This is a genomic window from Telluria sp. ZT3P25, assembly GCF_059685895.1.
In genome coordinates this window covers 2389201-2405260 of sequence record NZ_JCASIJ010000001.1, presented here as the reverse complement: position 1 = coordinate 2405260, position 16060 = coordinate 2389201, and the positions used below count along the sequence as shown (strand labels likewise).

At 67.2% G+C, this 16060-nt stretch carries 16 protein-coding genes; 7 read left to right on the top strand and 9 right to left on the bottom strand.

Annotation, left to right across the window (positions count from 1 at the left end):
* Positions 1–55: 55 nt before the first annotated feature.
* The 3 genes from AC56LY_RS10750 to AC56LY_RS10740 are packed head-to-tail and all read right to left on the bottom strand — an operon-like array spanning position 56 to position 3401.
* Positions 56–940 carry a LysR substrate-binding domain-containing protein gene (locus tag AC56LY_RS10750; protein WP_499579178.1) on the bottom strand — a complete coding sequence of 295 codons (885 nt, stop codon included), beginning with the start codon at positions 938–940 and terminating at the stop codon, positions 56–58.
* A gap of 60 nt (positions 941–1000) precedes the next feature.
* Positions 1001–2104 carry an alanine racemase gene (gene alr / locus AC56LY_RS10745; RefSeq protein ID WP_499579176.1) on the bottom strand — a complete coding sequence of 368 codons (1104 nt, stop codon included), beginning with the start codon at positions 2102–2104 and terminating at the stop codon, positions 1001–1003.
* A 4-nt stretch (positions 2105–2108) separates the two neighbouring features.
* Positions 2109–3401 carry a D-amino acid dehydrogenase gene (locus AC56LY_RS10740; RefSeq protein WP_499579174.1) on the bottom strand — a complete coding sequence of 431 codons (1293 nt, stop codon included), beginning with the start codon at positions 3399–3401 and terminating at the stop codon, positions 2109–2111.
* Positions 3402–3513: 112 nt separating this feature from the next.
* Here AC56LY_RS10740 and AC56LY_RS10735 point away from each other — a divergent pair, with 112 nt between their 5' ends.
* From AC56LY_RS10735 to AC56LY_RS10725, 3 genes are all read left to right on the top strand, one after another.
* Positions 3514–3999 carry an Lrp/AsnC ligand binding domain-containing protein gene (locus AC56LY_RS10735; protein WP_499579172.1) on the top strand — a complete coding sequence of 162 codons (486 nt, stop codon included), beginning with the start codon at positions 3514–3516 and terminating at the stop codon, positions 3997–3999.
* Between the two features lie 73 nt (positions 4000–4072).
* A complete protein-coding gene (locus tag AC56LY_RS10730) occupies positions 4073–5134 on the top strand; it encodes an NAD(P)H-dependent flavin oxidoreductase (protein WP_499579171.1) in 1062 nt (353 codons plus the stop codon).
* Position 5135: 1 nt separating this feature from the next.
* A complete protein-coding gene (locus tag AC56LY_RS10725; RefSeq protein WP_499579168.1) occupies positions 5136–5678 on the top strand; it encodes a flavin reductase family protein in 543 nt (180 codons plus the stop codon).
* On the opposite strand, the gene AC56LY_RS10720 is transcribed toward AC56LY_RS10725, so the two are convergent.
* The 4 genes from AC56LY_RS10720 to AC56LY_RS10705 form a co-directional block, all read right to left on the bottom strand.
* Positions 5657–6118 (bottom strand): hypothetical protein, encoded by a 462-nt coding sequence (locus AC56LY_RS10720; RefSeq protein ID WP_499579166.1) that lies wholly within the window; start codon positions 6116–6118, stop codon positions 5657–5659. The genes AC56LY_RS10725 and AC56LY_RS10720 overlap by 22 nt on opposite strands.
* Before the next feature lie 7 nt (positions 6119–6125).
* Complete coding sequence (locus AC56LY_RS10715) at positions 6126–6959, bottom strand: universal stress protein (protein WP_499579164.1); 834 nt, start codon at positions 6957–6959, stop codon at positions 6126–6128.
* Between the two features lie 93 nt (positions 6960–7052).
* Positions 7053–7448 carry an MAPEG family protein gene (locus AC56LY_RS10710; protein ID WP_499579162.1) on the bottom strand — a complete coding sequence of 132 codons (396 nt, stop codon included), beginning with the start codon at positions 7446–7448 and terminating at the stop codon, positions 7053–7055.
* 89 nt (positions 7449–7537) lie between these two features.
* Positions 7538–8767 carry a metal-dependent hydrolase gene (locus AC56LY_RS10705; RefSeq protein WP_499579160.1) on the bottom strand — a complete coding sequence of 410 codons (1230 nt, stop codon included), beginning with the start codon at positions 8765–8767 and terminating at the stop codon, positions 7538–7540.
* Positions 8768–8928: 161 nt separating this feature from the next.
* On the opposite strand from AC56LY_RS10705, the gene AC56LY_RS10700 reads away from it, so the two are divergent.
* Positions 8929–10563, top strand: a complete 1635-nt coding sequence (locus AC56LY_RS10700) for a methyl-accepting chemotaxis protein (RefSeq protein WP_499579157.1) — start codon at positions 8929–8931, stop codon at positions 10561–10563.
* A 77-nt stretch (positions 10564–10640) separates the two neighbouring features.
* Positions 10641–12074: an oxygen-independent coproporphyrinogen III oxidase gene (hemN, locus tag AC56LY_RS10695; protein WP_499579155.1), complete on the top strand. Its 1434-nt coding sequence runs from the start codon at positions 10641–10643 to the stop codon at positions 12072–12074.
* A gap of 9 nt (positions 12075–12083) precedes the next feature.
* Here the strand turns inward: hemN and AC56LY_RS10690 are convergent, their stop codons facing one another.
* Both AC56LY_RS10690 and AC56LY_RS10685 read right to left on the bottom strand, forming a co-directional pair.
* Positions 12084–12566, bottom strand: a complete 483-nt coding sequence (locus AC56LY_RS10690; protein WP_499579153.1) for a hypothetical protein — start codon at positions 12564–12566, stop codon at positions 12084–12086.
* Positions 12567–12681: 115 nt separating this feature from the next.
* On the bottom strand, positions 12682–13647 hold the full coding sequence (locus tag AC56LY_RS10685) for an arsenic resistance protein (protein WP_499579151.1): 966 nt from the start codon (positions 13645–13647) through the stop codon (positions 12682–12684).
* Positions 13648–13736: 89 nt separating this feature from the next.
* Here AC56LY_RS10685 and AC56LY_RS10680 point away from each other — a divergent pair, with 89 nt between their 5' ends.
* Both AC56LY_RS10680 and AC56LY_RS10675 read left to right on the top strand, forming a co-directional pair.
* Positions 13737–14084, top strand: coding sequence for a hypothetical protein (locus tag AC56LY_RS10680; protein WP_499579149.1), 348 nt, complete (start codon positions 13737–13739; stop codon positions 14082–14084).
* A gap of 139 nt (positions 14085–14223) precedes the next feature.
* Positions 14224–16056: a DUF885 domain-containing protein gene (locus tag AC56LY_RS10675; protein WP_499579148.1), complete on the top strand. Its 1833-nt coding sequence runs from the start codon at positions 14224–14226 to the stop codon at positions 16054–16056.
* Positions 16057–16060 lie beyond the last annotated feature (4 nt).

Sequence of the window (16060 nt, the reverse complement as noted above, 5' to 3'; positions counted from 1 at the left end):
CCGAATCAATCCAAAGACTGTCGCCACCAATACAGGAATTGAATCAATGCCGGCGTCAGGAAGGGTGGAACGACGCCAGCACTTGCTGCTTGAGCAGTGCCAGCACGGGATTGTCATTGTCGCGCCGGTAGGTGGCCACCAGGTGGACCGGGTCGGTGGCCACCTTGCGCAGGACAATGCCTTCGAATTTCAGCCGCGCCGCGCCTTCCGCGATCAGCGCCGCGCCCATGCCCGCGCCGACGAGGGCCAGCATCGTGTGCACCTGGCCGATGTGCTCGACGATGTCGGGCATCACCCCGGCTCTGGCAAACCGCTCGCTCAGCATCTGGTAGAACGGCCGCGCCTCGTAGGGCGAGTACATGACGAACGGCTTGCCGTGAACGCAGGCCAGCGTCGGGGCCTCGGGCCACAGGTGGGCGTCGCTTTCCTGGATCGCCAGCATCAGCGACTCGGTCACCATCAGGATGCTTTCCAGTTCGCTGTTGATGGTGTGGGGGCGCATCAGGCCAAGGTCGATTTCACCGGCGTTCAGCGCTTCGACCTGCGCCGTGCTGACCAGCTCCTTGAGATTGAGGGCGACCTGGGGACAGGCCTGGCGGATGCCGCGTACGACCTCCGGGAGCAGGCTGTAGCCGGATGCGGCGCTGAAGCCGATGGTCAGCGAACCCTGTTCGCCGCTGGCGGTACGGCGCGCCTTGACTGCGGCTTCCTGCGCCAGGCGCAGGATCCGTGTCGCTTCGGGCAGGAAGGCCGCGCCGGCAGCGGTCAGCGTGACGGAGCGGCTGGTGCGCTCGAGGAGCGCCACGCCCACGCTGTGTTCGAGCAGCCGGATCTGGCGGCTCAGGGGCGGCTGCGTCATGTTCAGGCGCTCGGCTGCGCGGCTGAAGTGCAGCTCTTCGGCGACCGCAACGAAGCAGCGCAGCTGGCTGATTTCAAACAAGGGTTACCTCTTCACCAGAATACGGCGGGTCGCCGGGCGAATAGTGTAACCGGTGAAGAATTACGCGCCCGCGTAGTTTCGGTGGAAACGGCTGCCCAGGCGCGTGAGCACCTCGTACCCGATCGTGCCGGCCTGCGCCGCGACATCGTCCACCGTCTGCTGCGCGCACAGCAGGTCGACGCTCTGGCCCGGCGCAATGCGCGCTTCCGGCACGCCGGTCACGTCAAGCGTGATGCTGTCCATCGATACGGTGCCGACGAAGGGCACGGCGACGCCGTCGATGTACGCGTACGAGCGGCCGCTCAGCGCGCGCAGCCAGCCGTCGGCATAGCCGATGGCGATCGTGGCGATACGGCGCGGGCCGGGCGCCACGTAGCGCGCGCCGTAGCCGACGATGTCGCCCGCGTCGATGCTGCGCAGCTGCACCACGCGCGCAGCGAGTGACACCGCCTGCGTCAGCGGATTGACGCCACCTGGCTGCGGGTGGATGCCGTACAGCGCCGCGCCCGGGCGCAGCAGGTCGTGATGAAAGGCCGGGCCGAGGAACACGCCGGACGAATTGGCCAGGCTGCCCGGCACGCCGGGAAACAGCGCGCGCACAGCGTCGAAACGCTGGCACTGGTGCGCATTGAGCGGGTGCTTCGCTTCGTCAGCGCAGGCCAGGTGGCTCATGACCAGTTGCGGGCGCAGGCCATCCAGCCAGGCCGGGTCCTGGCGCAGGCGCTCGACATCCGCGCCCGCCAGGCCCATGCGCGCCATGCCCGTGTCGAACTGCAGTGCGGCCGGCAGCACGCGGCCGGTTTCCCGCGCCAGTGCGCGCCACTCGTCGAGCTGGCCCGGATCGTTCAGCACCGGCACCAGGTCGTGCGCCAGGCAATCGCGCGCCGCGCCGGGCATCGCGCCGTGCATCACATAGATGGTGGTCCCGGCCGGCAGGAGCGTGCGCAGGCGGATGCCTTCATCCAGGTGCGCCGTGAAGAACGTGCGGCAGCCCTCGGCCACCAGCGCAGCAGCCACCGGCGCCATGCCCAGGCCATACGCATCGGCCTTGAGCACCGCGCCGCATTCGACGCCGCCGCCAAGGCGACGGAGATGGCGGTAGTTGGCCCGCACCGCGTGCAGGTCGACGGTGAGATACGCGCCAGCGCGCGTTGCGGACGGCATTGCCTCAGTTCCGCGCCAGTTCGGCATCAGGAGAGACGTCGCGCGCGCCGGCATAGCGGAACACGGCCAGGTCGTCGGCGCGGATCGCCGGCGTCTTGCCGCCAACCAGGTCGGCGATGACCGTCGCCGAACCGGCCGCCATTGTCCAGCCCAGCGTGCCGTGGCCCGTGTTCAGGAACAGGTTGCGCAGTGGCGTGGGGCCGACGATCGGCGTGCTGTCCGGCGTCATCGGCCGCAGGCCGGTCCAGAAGCTGGCCTGCGCGGTATCACCCGCGCCGGGGAACAGGTCGTTGACCACCAGTTCGAGCGTTTCGCGGCGGCGCGGGTTGAGGTCGAGGTTAAAGCCCGACAGCTCGGCCATGCCGCCCACGCGGATGCGATCGTCAAAGCGCGTCACGGCGATCTTGTAGGTTTCGTCGAGGATCGTCGAGACGGGCGCGCGCGCCGCATCAACGATCGGCACGGTCAGCGAATAGCCCTTCATCGGATACACGGGAACCGGGAACCAGCGCTGCAACAGGGCGCGCGTATGGCTGCCCGTGGCCAGCACATAGCGGTCGGCCGTCAATACGCCCTTGTCGGTGACGATGCCGGCGATCTCGCCGCCGGCTTGTTCCAGGCGGCGCACGGTGGTGTCGAATTCGAAGCGCACGCCCAGGTCGCGCGCCATCGCGGTCAGGCGGGTCGTAAACAGCTGGCAGTCGCCCGTTTCATCGTTCGGCAGGCGCAGGCCGCCCACCAGCTTGTGGGCGACATTGGCCAGCGCCGGTTCGGCTGCGGCCAGTTGCGCGCCTTGCAGCACTTCATAGGCCACGCCGGCGTCGCGCAGCACGTTGATGTCCTTGGCGGCGCTGTCGAACTGCTGCTGCGTGCGAAACAGCTGCACGGTGCCTTGCTGGCGGCCTTCGTAGGCGATGCCGGTGTCGCGCCGCAGCTGGCGCATGCAATCGCGGCTGTATTCGGCCAGGCGCACCATGCGCTCCTTGTTGACGGCGTAGCGCGCCGGGTCGCAGTTGCGGTACATCTCCCACATCCACTGCAGCTGGAACAGCGTGCCGTCGGGCTTGATCGACAGCGGCGCGTGGCGCTGGAACAGCCACTTGGCCGCTTTCAGCGGAATCCCGGGCGCGGCCCATGGCGAGGCGTAACCGGGCGAGATCTGACCGGCATTGGCGAAACTGGTTTCGAGGGCAGGACCGGGCTGGCGGTCGATCACGGTGACTTCATGCCCGGCCAGGGCCAGGTAATACGCGGTGGTGACGCCGACCACGCCACTGCCCAATACGATGACACGCATAATTTCCTCGAAAAGAATCAGGATTTGGTAAAGCTTGCCATCGTACCGCCAGAAGGCTGATAATTGTTTCTGTTAATACGGAAGTTTTCAGAAAAAATTACGGAGTTTCTCCATGCGCGTACAAAAGGCCTCGAACCGCATCCTCGACCGCATCGACCTGCACATCCTGGCGGTGCTGCAGCAGGATGCGCGGATCGTCATGAAAGACCTGGCCGAGCAGGTCGGGCTGTCGCTGACGCCCTGCATCGAGCGCGTCAAGCGCATGGAACGCGACGGCGTGATCATGGGCTACTACGCGCGCGTCAATCCGCAGGCGCTGGGCATGCAGATCCTGGTGTTCGTCGAGATCAACCTGCACCAGAAATCGGACAAGGCCTTCGAGCGCTTCCGGCGCGCGATGCTGGCCATTCCCGAGGTGCTCGAATGCCACCTCGTGTCGGGCGACTTCGATTATCTGATCAAGGCGCGCATCCCCGAGATGTCCGAGTACCGGCGCCTGCTGGGCGACATCCTGCACGTGGCCGATGCCGGCCAGTCGAAAAGCTATGTGGTGATGGAAGAACTGAAGGAAACGCTGGCGCTGTCGATTCCGCGCTAGCGCAGGGCAGCAGGCGACGCACCGGGTGACGCTCTATACTGGTGGACCAATCTCAACCGCCCATGGAGTGCCCGTGAACACCCTGACTTCGCTGCTCGGCATCCGCCATCCGATCATCCAGGCGCCGATGGCCGGTTTCGGCACGCCGCGGCTGGCTGCGGCCGTGACCGATGCCGGCGGTCTGGGCTCGCTCGCGCTGGGCGCCGGCACGGCCGCGCAGGCCGAAGGCGCGATCACGGCGCTGCAGGCGCTGACGGGCGGCCCGTTCAACGTCAATCTGTTTACGCATGCGCCGGCGCAGCTTGACGCCGCGCGCGAGGCGCGCTGGCTCGATCATCTTGCGCCGCACTTCGCGCGCACGGGCCAGGCGCCACCGACGGCGCTGCGTGAAATCTACCGCAGCTTCCTGGCCGACCCCGACATGCTCGAGGTGCTGGTGCGCACGCGCCCGGCCGTGGTCAGCTTTCATTTTGGCTTGCCGACCGCGCAGCAGATCGACGCGCTGCACGGCGCCGGCTGCGTGCTGATGGCCACCGCCACCAACCCGGCCGAAGCGCGCGCCATCGAGGGGGCCGGCATCGACATCGTCGTCGCGCAAGGCTACGAGGCCGGCGGGCATCGCGGTATCTTCGATCCATCGGTGCCCGATCCGGCGCTCGGCACGTTCGCGCTGGTGCGCCTGCTGGCGCAGGCCGTGCGCATTCCGGTAGTTGCTGCGGGCGGCATCATGGACGGGCAGGGGATTGCCGCCAGCCTGCGCCTGGGCGCGAGTGGCGTGCAGATGGGAACGGCGTTCCTGGCCTGCCCCGAGGCGAATACATCCGAGCACCACCGCGCGCTGCTCGCGCAGCCCGATCTTGGCACGGCGGTGACGGCGACGATTTCAGGCCGGCCGGCGCGCGGCATCGTCAATCGGTTCTTCAGCGAGATCGGTGCGCCCGGCCATCCGCCGGTGCCCGATTATCCGATCGCCTACGACGCCGCCAAGGCGCTGCATGCCGCCGCCAGCAGCCAGGGGCTCGACGACTATTCAGTGAACTGGGCCGGGCAGGCATATGCGCTGGCGCGGCCGATGCCGGCGGCGCAGCTCGTGGCGCTGCTGGTCGAAGAACTGCGCACTGCGCACGAAGCATAAGATGGCGCGCAAACCCGACCTGCCGCTGCACGAAGTGCGCCGTTTCCTGGAGCCGGGACCGGTGGTGCTGGTCACGTCCGCCCACGCTGGTGAGCGCGACGTGATGGTGATGGGCTGGCACACGGTGATGGAATTTAGCCCGTCCCTGATCGGCTGCGTGATCTCGTCCGCCAACCACAGCCACGGCCTGATCCGCGCCAGCGGCGAATGCGTGATCAACCTGCCGACCTGCAGCCAGCTCGAGGCGGTGCTGGGCGTGGGCTCGACGTCCGGCGTGGACACCGACAAGTTCGCCGCGTTCGGCCTGACGCCGGAGCCCAGCGAACTGGTGGCGGCGCCGTCGATCCGCGAATGCCATGCCCAGTTCGAGTGCCGGCTGCATGACGACAGCCTCGTTGAACGCTATGACTTTTTCATCTGGGAAGTTGTGGCGGCGCGCGCGGCGGCGCGGCCGCGGCATCCGGAGACGCTGCATTACAAGGGCGACGGTACGTTCATGGTGGCGGGCAAGGTGATCCGGCGTCAGCGTGACGGTTTGAAGTAGTCGCGGCGCTTCAGTGCGCCAGATAAATGGCTGCTCTGGCGGCCCGGGGGCGCGCCGGGCATCATCACCAGCGCGAGGTCGGTGGAAATGCGATGGAGCGAGAGCAGGTCGAGCAGCGCCGCAACGAGCCGTCGGCCGAGCGCGATGTCGCCTTCTTCGATCAGCGGCAAGGCGCGGTGCAGCGCTGCCAGGATGACGGCGTTGTCAGCCAGGTGATCGTGCAGGCGGTGATAGTCGAGCAATTCCATCACCGTTTCTTCGTGCCGGAATCCCGCTTCGACCCGGGCCACCAGTACGGGAAACTCGCGCACGAAACACGCGTCCGGCGTGCGGACAGGATCGAGTGCACACGCCAGGCGCTCGCACAGGCGGCGCCGGGCATGGCGAATGGCGGCGCCGATGGCGCCCGCCCCGCCGCCCGGATAATGGCGAAAGCCCATGGTGTGATCAGTGCGCGATCAGCAGCGGGCCCGGCGCGCTACCGAGCAGGTCGCGCGTCACGCCGCCCAGGAACCATTCGCGGTAACGGCTGTGGCCAAAGGCACCCGCAACGATCAGGCCTGCGTGGACCTCGCGCGCCATGTCGATCAGCGCGTCGCTCTCCCGTGCACGGGTATGCGCGACGGCGACATTGACCATCACGCCGTGACGCGCCAGGTACAGCGCCATATCCGCACCCGGTTCTTCGCCGTGCAGCCCGGACTGGCGTTCGGGGTTGATCAGCCCGAGCGTGACGCTGCCGGCGCGTGCGAGCAGGGGCAGGGCGGCGCAGATGGCGCGCTGGGCCGGCATCGAGCCATCCCAGCAAACCAGCACGTTACTGCCGATTGGCGCGCCATCGTAGGCGGTGGGCACCACCAGCACGGGACGTGTACCGCCCAGTGCCAGCGTTTGCGGCAGGCCGTGTTCGACGCCGAAACGATCGTTGGGATCCGGCTGACTGACGACGATCAGGTCGGCATAGCGCGACTGCAGCAGCAGGCCGTCGTGCGTGCTGCCCTCGAACAGGCGCGCTTCGGCGCCGACGATGCCGAGGCGCTGCGCCTGCTCGATGAACGCGTCGAGCCGGCTGCGGACGTCGTCGCGCAGCGCCTCGAATGCGCGGTCGGACAGTGGCACGGCCATGCCGCCATTGAGCACCGCATAGTTGGCCAGCGAGATGCCGGTGGCGCCGGCGCCGACGAGGTGGGCGCCGTGCATCTCGGCCAGCACTGCCGCCGCGCGCAACCGGCTGGCCTGGCCCGCACCGCCGTCGATCTGCAGCAGGATAGTCTTGAACATGGTTGACTCCGTTCGTATGGGGCGTGCAACGCTGCACGACACGAAAAGCATACGCCCGGCACGCGCCCATGTCAGGCGCGCGTTTGATGCAGGTCAAGCAGTCAGCACGGCGGCCAGCACCATCACCAGGCCGGCCAGCGACACGAGCCATACCAGCGAGCGCACGTAGGGAATCCCGGCCGCATACAGCGGGATATAGACGATGCGCGCGACCAGATACATCCAGCAACCCCACAGCGTCAGGTCGCCTTCGCTGCCCGACACGTGCGCGATCAGGACTGCGCCGATGAACAGCGGCAGCGTCTCGAACAGGTTGGCCTGGGCGCGTTGCAGGCGCGCCGTGACGGGCCGCGGTGGCGGGGCTTCGCCGTCGCGGGCGCTGGCGTTGTACTGTATGCCGGTCTCGGCGGTGCGCAAGTTGGCCGTCAGCATGATCTGGACCAGCGCCAGCACGAGGGTCCAGGCCAGCAGGGTCAGTTCGGTCGTCATTGTTGTTTCCTTATTATGTGGGTAGACGGGAGCAGTGTCGCGCCTTTCGCGTGTTCAGGCGCGCACTGCTGACCGGCCCGGCTGGAAGCTCAAGGGCGAACCTGCCCCTCGCCGAGCAGGTCGCCCCGTGGACGCCCCCACTGGGGCACGGGCGCCGGACATGGCTGGCCGGCCATTGCCTTATACGGCAGCGTCGAGAAATTGTCTTCGCCGGGTGCCGAGAAGCGGATGTCGGTGGCCTTGCCGCCAACGAGCGACGGCACGCGCGCAAAGCGCAGCCACGCGTCGAACTGGCAATTGTCGCGCTGCAGGCCGCGCAAGCCGGCCAGGCTGCCGTCTTCGCGATACTTCCAGGCGAATTCGGCGGGCGCGCTGCCCGGCATGCCGCCAAAGCGCACGGGGCAGGCCTCCACCCCGGTCACGCCCGGCGCCAGGCTCAGCACGCCAAGGCGGATCGCATAACTGCCGGCGCCGCCATTGTCGGTCACGGTCGCAAACGACCAGCACAGCGGGTTGGACGGGAACGCCGACAGCGGCATGTCAAGCACGCGGCTGCCCGGTTCCACTCCGGCCAGTGCGCTGCGGATCTGTTCGCGTGCCAGATGCCCTGCGACGCCCTGGATGGCGATGAAGCCGAGGCAGGCAACGATCGCCGTGACCAGGCCCGTCACGCCGGCCCGGCGCGAGGCCAGTGCGACTACGCCGGCCAGCAGCATCAGTCCAAGCAGCGAGCCCCATTGCAGGAAGCCCATGCTGAAAAAGAGTACCGGTGCGGCGAGCATCAGGCCGGTGAGCAGCGGGCGCAGCACGCGCCCCGGCACCCGCAGCGCAAGCGCCACGCCCAACGCAGTCCAGAACACGGGTTCGACGATGAACACGACATCGCCAAACAGCCAGCGGGAATCAAGCGGATAGAACGGGTGGACCCCGTACACGTTCAGGAAATCGAATGACAGATGCAGCACCATGCCGAGCGCCGCCGTGGCGAGGATCGCGTTGCGCGCCGTCCGGTCGCCCTGCATGAGCCGCCGCGCACCCGGCCACAGCAGCCACATCAGGCCCAGCAGCAGCGCGATCTGTGGCAGCGCGAACAGCAGCGTGTGCGTGTGGCCCCGGTGGTGCAGCAGATAACCCAGCGGCGGCGCCAGCAGCGGCGTGAGTACCAGGTCGAGGTCGGGAAAATTACTGGCCAGCGCGCCGGTGGCGAGCAGGACGCGGCGACGGGTGCGCCCGCGCTGCGGGTCAGGGTGGGTAGGCAGGGCGCGATCGACGAGTTCGCCGAGGGCCAGGCCGACCAGGGAGTGGGTCAGGTTATCCATGACCAAAGTTTATCCTGAAAAGCAACATGTTGACCCCAGCCAAGTGGCTCGCACGCGCTACCTCGGAGTGACCTGTCCATTTTTGATCCACATCAAATTTTTTTGTGAAAGCTGTCCGTACAATTTAAAAATTGCATCAAGGAAACTTCAAGGAGAGCGCAGTGCGTCACAACCAGCCCGTCACCACGACCGAATACCGGTTGCAACCAGGGCAGTCGATCGTCTCGAAGACTGACACCAAGGGCCGCATCACGTACGTGAACCCCAGCTTCGTCGAGGTCAGCGGTTTTTCCGAAGCCGAGCTCCTGGGCAAGGCCCATAATCTGGTACGCCATCCGGCCATGCCGCCCGAGGCGTTCGCCGACATGTGGCGCACGCTGCAGGGCGGTGAACCATGGACCGGCCTGGTCAAGAACCGCTGCAAGAACGGCGATTTTTACTGGGTGGTGGCCAATGTGGCGCCGATCCGCGAACACGGCCAGGTGACGGGCTATATGTCGGTGCGCACCGCGCCCACGCGCGAACAGGTCGAGACGGCAGACGCGCTGTACCGCAAGTTCACAGACCACGACGCGCGCGGACTGGCCATCGTGCGCGGGCGCGTCGTGCGTACCGGTCTGGGGCCGGATCGCCTGCTGCGCCTGCTGGGCGATGCGCCGCTCGGCCAGCGGCTTGGCTGGCTGATGGGCGGCCAGGCGCTGTTGCTGGCGGTGCTGGGCCTGGCGGCCGGGGACAGCATCTGGCGCGCGGTCGCCGGCGCCGGCGCGCTGGCCACGCTGGCCGCCTGGTACGGACTGCAAAGCAGCATCGTACGGCCGCTGCACGACGCGATCGCCACTGTCCATGCGCTGGCGGGTGGTGACCTGGCGCATCCGGCACCCGCGTCGGCGGCTGGCAGCGGCGAAATGGGCCGGCTGCAACTGGCGCTGCGCCAGTTGACCGTGAATCTGACGGCCGTGATCGGCGACGTGCGCGACAACGTCAGCTCGATCGAGCACGCCACCCGCGCGATCGCCGCCGGCAATGCCGACCTGGCCAGCCGCACCGAAGCGCAGGCCGCGAGCCTGGAGCAGACCGCGGGCAGCCTGGGCACGATTGCCGAGGCGGCAAGCCGCAACACGGACAGCGCCGTGCGCGCCGATGGCATGGTGCTGGCCGCGACCACGGTCGCCGGGCACGGTGGCCAGGCGGTCGAACGGGTCGGGGCGACGATGCAGGAAATCAGCGCGTCGTCGAGCCGGATAGGCGACATCATCGGCCTGATCGATGGCATCGCGTTCCAGACCAATCTGCTGGCGCTGAATGCCGCGGTGGAAGCGGCCCGCGCCGGCGAACAGGGACGGGGCTTCGCGGTCGTGGCGGGCGAGGTGCGCAGCCTGGCCCAGCGCACCGCCGGCGCCGCCCGCGAAATCACAGGGCTGATCGAGGCGTCACGCGCCCACGTCGGCCAGGGTGGCCAACTGGTCGGCGCCGCCGGCCAGACGATGCGCGACGTGGTCGGCAAGGTGGCCGACGCGGCCGCGATCATGAGTGCGATCACGGCGGCGAGCCGCGAGCAGGCGCTGGAAATCGATGGCGTCAATGCCGCCATGGTGGAACTCGACGCGATCACCCGGCGCAACGCGGCGCAGGTCGAGGAATCGGCAGCGGCGTCGGGCAACGTGGCCGATGAAGCGGCGCGCTTGTCGCTGGCACTGTCGGTCTTCAAATTCCGCACTACAACCAGGTCCGCGCCAGCGGGTTTGGCCGCGTTTGATGCACCGCATGGATTCATCCGGCATGGCTCAATAAGCTGACCGCTGTTGGCACCGCGTTGCCTTTTGCAACGCGGTTATTGCCGCAGTTTGCTTTCTTTTTGCTGGAGTTATTCATCATGCCCGGTCACGCCGACATCCCTGCCGCTGTACGTTCAGCGCTGTCCTTTCCCGCCGCCCAGTTTGACGGTGCATTGCTGGCCCGGATGGGCAAGTCCGGGCCGCGCTATACCTCGTATCCCACTGCCGATCGCTTCGATGCCGGGTTCGGCGCCGACGACTATCTGGCCGCGGTGGCAGCACGGCGCCAGCGCGGCGGGCGCCCGCTGTCACTGTACGTGCACATTCCGTTCTGCGACAGCATCTGCTACTACTGCGCCTGCAACAAGATCGTGACGCGCAAGCGCGAGCGGGCGGCCACCTATCTCGACTACCTCAAGCGTGAGATCACGATGCAGAGCCGGCTCTTTGCGGGCATGAACGAGGTGGAGCAACTGCATTTTGGCGGCGGCACGCCGACCTATCTGCTCGACGCGCAGATGGACGACCTGATGGCGCATCTGCAGACCAGCTTCCGGTTTGCGCCCGATGCGATCGGCGAGTACGGGATCGAAGTCGACCCGCGCACCGTATCGCCCGAGCGGGTGCACAGCCTGCGCCAGCAGGGGTTCAATCGCATCAGCCTGGGGGTGCAGGATTTTGATCCGGACGTGCAGCGCGCCGTGAACCGCGTCCAGGCCGAAGCCGAGACGGTGGCCATCATCGATGCCGCGCGCGCCGCGGGCTTTCGCTCGGTGAGCATTGACCTGATCTACGGCTTGCCCAAGCAGACGCTGGCCAGCATGGCGCAGACGCTGCAAAAAGTCATCCAGGCCAGTCCGGACCGCATCTCGGTGTATCACTACGCGCACATGCCGCACCTGTTCAAGCCGCAGCGGCGCATCCTGGAGGTCGACATGCCGGGCGCCGACACCAAGCTCGGCATGCTCCAGCTGTGCATCGAGCGTCTGGGCGCGGCCGGCTACGTGTATATCGGCATGGACCATTTTGCCAAGCCGGGCGACGACCTTGCCGTGGCCCAGCGCCAGGGCCGGCTGCATCGCAACTTCCAGGGTTATTCGACCCATGCCGATGCCGATCTGGTCGCATGTGGCGTGTCGAGCATCGGCGCCGTGGGCGCGACTTACAGCCAGAATGCCAAGACGCTCGACGAGTATTACGCGCTGCTCGACGAGGAAACGCTACCGCTCCAGCGCGGCATCCGGCTCGAGATGGACGACCTGCTGCGGCGCGCGATCATCCAGAAGCTGATGTGCCAGTTCGAGCTGTCGGTCGCCGCCATCGAACAGGCGTTTCCCATCGTGTTCGGCGACTACTTCGCGGCCGAACTGGCAGCCCTGCGCGCGCTGCAGGCCGATGGCCTGGTGCTTGTGGACGACGCGTGGATCAGCGTCACGCCCAAGGGCCGCCTGTTGATCCGCAACCTGTGCATGGTGTTCGATCGCTACCTCGGGCAGCACGCTGACGGGCCACGCTTTTCGCGGACGATCTAGTGCGCTGCATCAGGTCTGAACGACCCGCGCTACGATTGCCACCGCCACGACCATCAGTGCAAGCACACCCAGCGCCGCCAGGATGACGCCGTGCCACGGGCGGCGCGTGTAGGCACCGCCCGTGATGACCGCGACGTAGCGTTCCTGCGCGCGGCCGCCCCAGACATGCCAGCCAGCCAGCAGTCCGATGGTCGCCGAGACGGGCGGGGCCAGATTGCGCCCGATGACGTCGCTCACGCCGAGCAGGACGCCGAACGTGACGAAATAGCCGAGCAACATGCAGCACCAGGCCCGCGCTTCGAGGGACTGGTCGTCTTCGCCCAGCGTATCCCAGTTGCACATGTGGATATAGGCGCTGAAGGCGGGCGAGAGCAGGACGCCCAAATACGTCGCCGCACGCGGATTCCACAGGGGCAGGCTGGCGTCCAGGGTGCAGGCTTTGCTGGGCGTGATCGGGCGCGCGTCCGGTGCGACCTCGAGAAGGGTTTCCACGGCAGTCTCCATTGGTTTCCAAATGGAAACATCATGGCCGTGCACCGATTGGTCACCCTTGATGCCGGGCAGGTCGGGTCAAGACGCCACACCGGCGTCTGCGCTGCGCCAAGCGTCAGTTGTCGTCGCCGGCGCCCAGGCGCGCGATGGTGCGCACGTAGACCAGCTCGGCGAGAAGCTCGACCAGCGTCTGCGTCACGATGATCGCCGGCAGCAGCGGCAGCGCACCGGGCACGGCCAGCGCCAGCGGCAGGACCACCAGCGAATTGCGGGTGGCGCCACTGAAGGCGACTGCGCGCGCGGCCGGCGCCGCCAACCGGCACAGCCGCGCCACAAACCAGCCGGCCAGCGGCGCCAGCAGCGCGAAGGCGACGTAGACGGGGATGACGGCCAGCGCCGCATCACGCGACAGGCCCAGCTGCGGCAGCACGGACGCCGCCACGACGAACAGCACGAACGCCGTGGCCGGCACCGGCAACAGGCCAAGCACTGAGGCGGCCTGTGCACCGGCGTGTGTGCGCGCCGCCCAACATTGCACCGCGCCCGCCAGTACCAGGGGCGCTGCGATCAGCCAGATGAAGGCATCGATGAAGGGCGCCGGCTGGATCAGGGCGGCGGCATCCTCGCCCAGCAGGATGCGCAGGTAGACCGGCAGCAGCGCCATCTGCGCCACCAGCAGCACGGGCGTTGCCGCCAGCAGGGCGCGCGCATCGGCGCGGCCCAGGTGCGAGAACGTGACCACATAGTCGATGCAGGGCGCGAGCAGCACGAGCAGGACGCCGAGCCGGATCATTGGATCGGCCGGCGCCAGCGGCAGCAGGCACGCGACCAGCAGGGGAATGACGAGAAAGTTGGTGACCAGGAGCGCAGCCATAAAACGCAATTGTGTGAACGCGCGGCCCAGCTGGGCCAGTGGCACCTGCAGAAAGGTCACGAACAGCATGAGGGCCAGGGCCGGGTTGACGACCGCGCCCAGGCCCGCCGTTGCCGGCGTCAGGCCGGCCACGATCAGCGCCAGCACGACAGAGGCGAAGTAGATGGCGATCTGCCGGTGTTCAAGCTTGTCGCGCAGTGCCTGCATGGGTGTGTCGCCTCGTCGGATGAATGGTGCGCGTATTGTAAGATGCCGCTGTCGATCGATCAGGAGAGCATGTGCAGTACCGGAACCTCATGTTGTACTGGCTGGGCCTCGGCCTTGGCGGGCTGCTGGCCTTTCGCGTGCCCGGTGTCGGCTTTGCGCTGGGCATCGGCGCGCTGCTGTATTTCGTCTACGCGATTGGCTACTGGCTGATGTTCGTCGTGTTCCTGCACACGCGCCCGCGCAGCCGCCTCGTGTTCGGCATGACCCGGCGCACGTTCGCGATTCGCCTGGCCATCGGCGCGGCCGTCGTGTGCATCGGCAGCCTGCTGCTGGGCTGGAAGGTGCTGGCCTGCATCGCGGCCGCGCTACTGTGTTACTGCGGTGAGAGTGTCTTCAAGGACCGGATGTTCACAGCCGCGCGCGGCTATACGGACTGACCGAGGGTCGTTGTTGGTCGCGCAGTACTTACGCCGCACCGCAACACCCATGTTGTCGATTTGTTTACTTCCATGTTAGATTCTTCACGGCAAAAAGCAGCCACCGCCGCCGACAGACAATCACAAGGAAGCCCACGACATGCCATTGACCCGCCAGCGCAGCACGCGCGCCATCATCGCCGCCCTGTTCGTTCCCGCCATGCTTGCCGGGGTGGCCTTGCCGGCAGCCGCTGCGCCAGCGCCTGTGGCGCAGGCCAGCGCGAGTAAACCAGACGCCGCGTTCAACGTCTGGGCCGACCGCTTCGCCGAAGACTGGGTGCGCCTGTCGCCGCAGTCGGCCACGTCGACCCAGTACTTCAGCGGCGCCGAGCAGGCGCGCCTCGATCGCGAACTGACGCCGCTGACCGCCGCGCATCGCCAGAAGGCCGTAACGCTGGCCCGCGAAGGCCTCAAGCGCCTCGACGGCTTCAAGAATGCCCCGCTGGATGCGACCCAGAAAATCTCGGCATCGGTAATCCGCTGGTCGCTCGACAATGTGATCGCGAACGAGCCGTTCGAGGACTACAACTTCGTGTTCTCGCAGTTCAGCGGCGTGCAGAATGGCCTGGTCAATTTCATGACCAATACGCACCCGATGCGCAACCAGCAGGACGTCGATAGCTATCTGGCGCGTCTGGACCAGGTGGGAACGCGCATGGACGAAGCCCTGGTGCGCGCACGGGGCGCCGCGGCGAAGAAGCTGATCCCGCCGCGCTTCATTCTCGAGCGCGCGCAGTTCCAGGTCGATCACTTCCTGAAGCCCTCGGCGGCCGAGAACGTGTTCGTGACGTCGCTGACCGAGCGCAGCGCCGAGCTGAAAGACCTGACGCCGCAAGCGCGCAGCGCCGCCATTGCCCGCGCCACCAGGATCGTCGAAACGAAGATACGCCCGGCCTATGCGCGCGTGCAGGCCTTCATGGCCGAGATCCATCCGGCGACCACCGACGTGGCCGGCATCTCGCGCCTGCCGAACGGCGCCGCCGCGTATGCGCGCGCACTGGAAAACTTCACCAGCACCAAGCTCACCGCTGACGAAATCCACACGATCGGCTTGCGCGAAGTGGCGCGCATCGAAGCGGAAATGGACAAGCATTTGAAGTCGCTGGGCCTGAGCGAAGGCGGCATAGAAGCGCGCATGAAGCAGCTCGACGCGCGCTTCCAGCCGAAAGGCGAGGGCGATCCGCGCCCGGGCATCATCGCCAGCTACAACGAGATGGTGCGCGACGCCGAGCGTCGTAGCGCGCCGCTGTTCAACCTCAAGCCACGCGCACCGGTGGATGTACGCCGCGTGCCGCCGATGACGGAGCCATCGGCCGCTGCCCACTACAGCATGCCGGCGCCGGATGGCACGCGCCCGGGCATCTTCTGGGTGCCGCTGGTCGGCCCGACCTTCCAGATGATCCGCATGCGCAGCCTGTCGTACCACGAAGCCGTGCCGGGCCACCACTTCCAGCTCGCGATCCAGCAAGAGATGAAGGACCTGCCGAAATTCCGCAGTCAGCGCATCTTCAGCGGCGGCAGCGCGCACTCGGAAGGCTGGGCGCTGTACACCGAGCGCCTGGCGGTCGAGCAGGGCTGGTATGAAGGCGACGTGCCGGGCCTGCTTGGCGCGCTGGGTTCGGAACTGTTCCGCGCCCGCCGCCTCGTGGCCGACACGGGCCTGCACACCAAGAACTGGACGCGCCAGCAGGCGATCGACTACGGCATGGGCGTGCAGGAAACCGAGCGCTACATCGTCTGGCCCGGCCAGGCCAATGCCTACATGATCGGCATGCTGCGCATCCTGGAACTGCGCCAGAAGGCGCAGACCGAACTGGGCGACAAGTTCTCGCTGCCGGCGTTCCATGACCTGGTGCTGGGCGCCGGCTCAGTGCCGCTGGATGTGCTGGGTAATCTGGTGGACAACTGGATTGCGGGGCAGAAGAAGGCGTGAATTT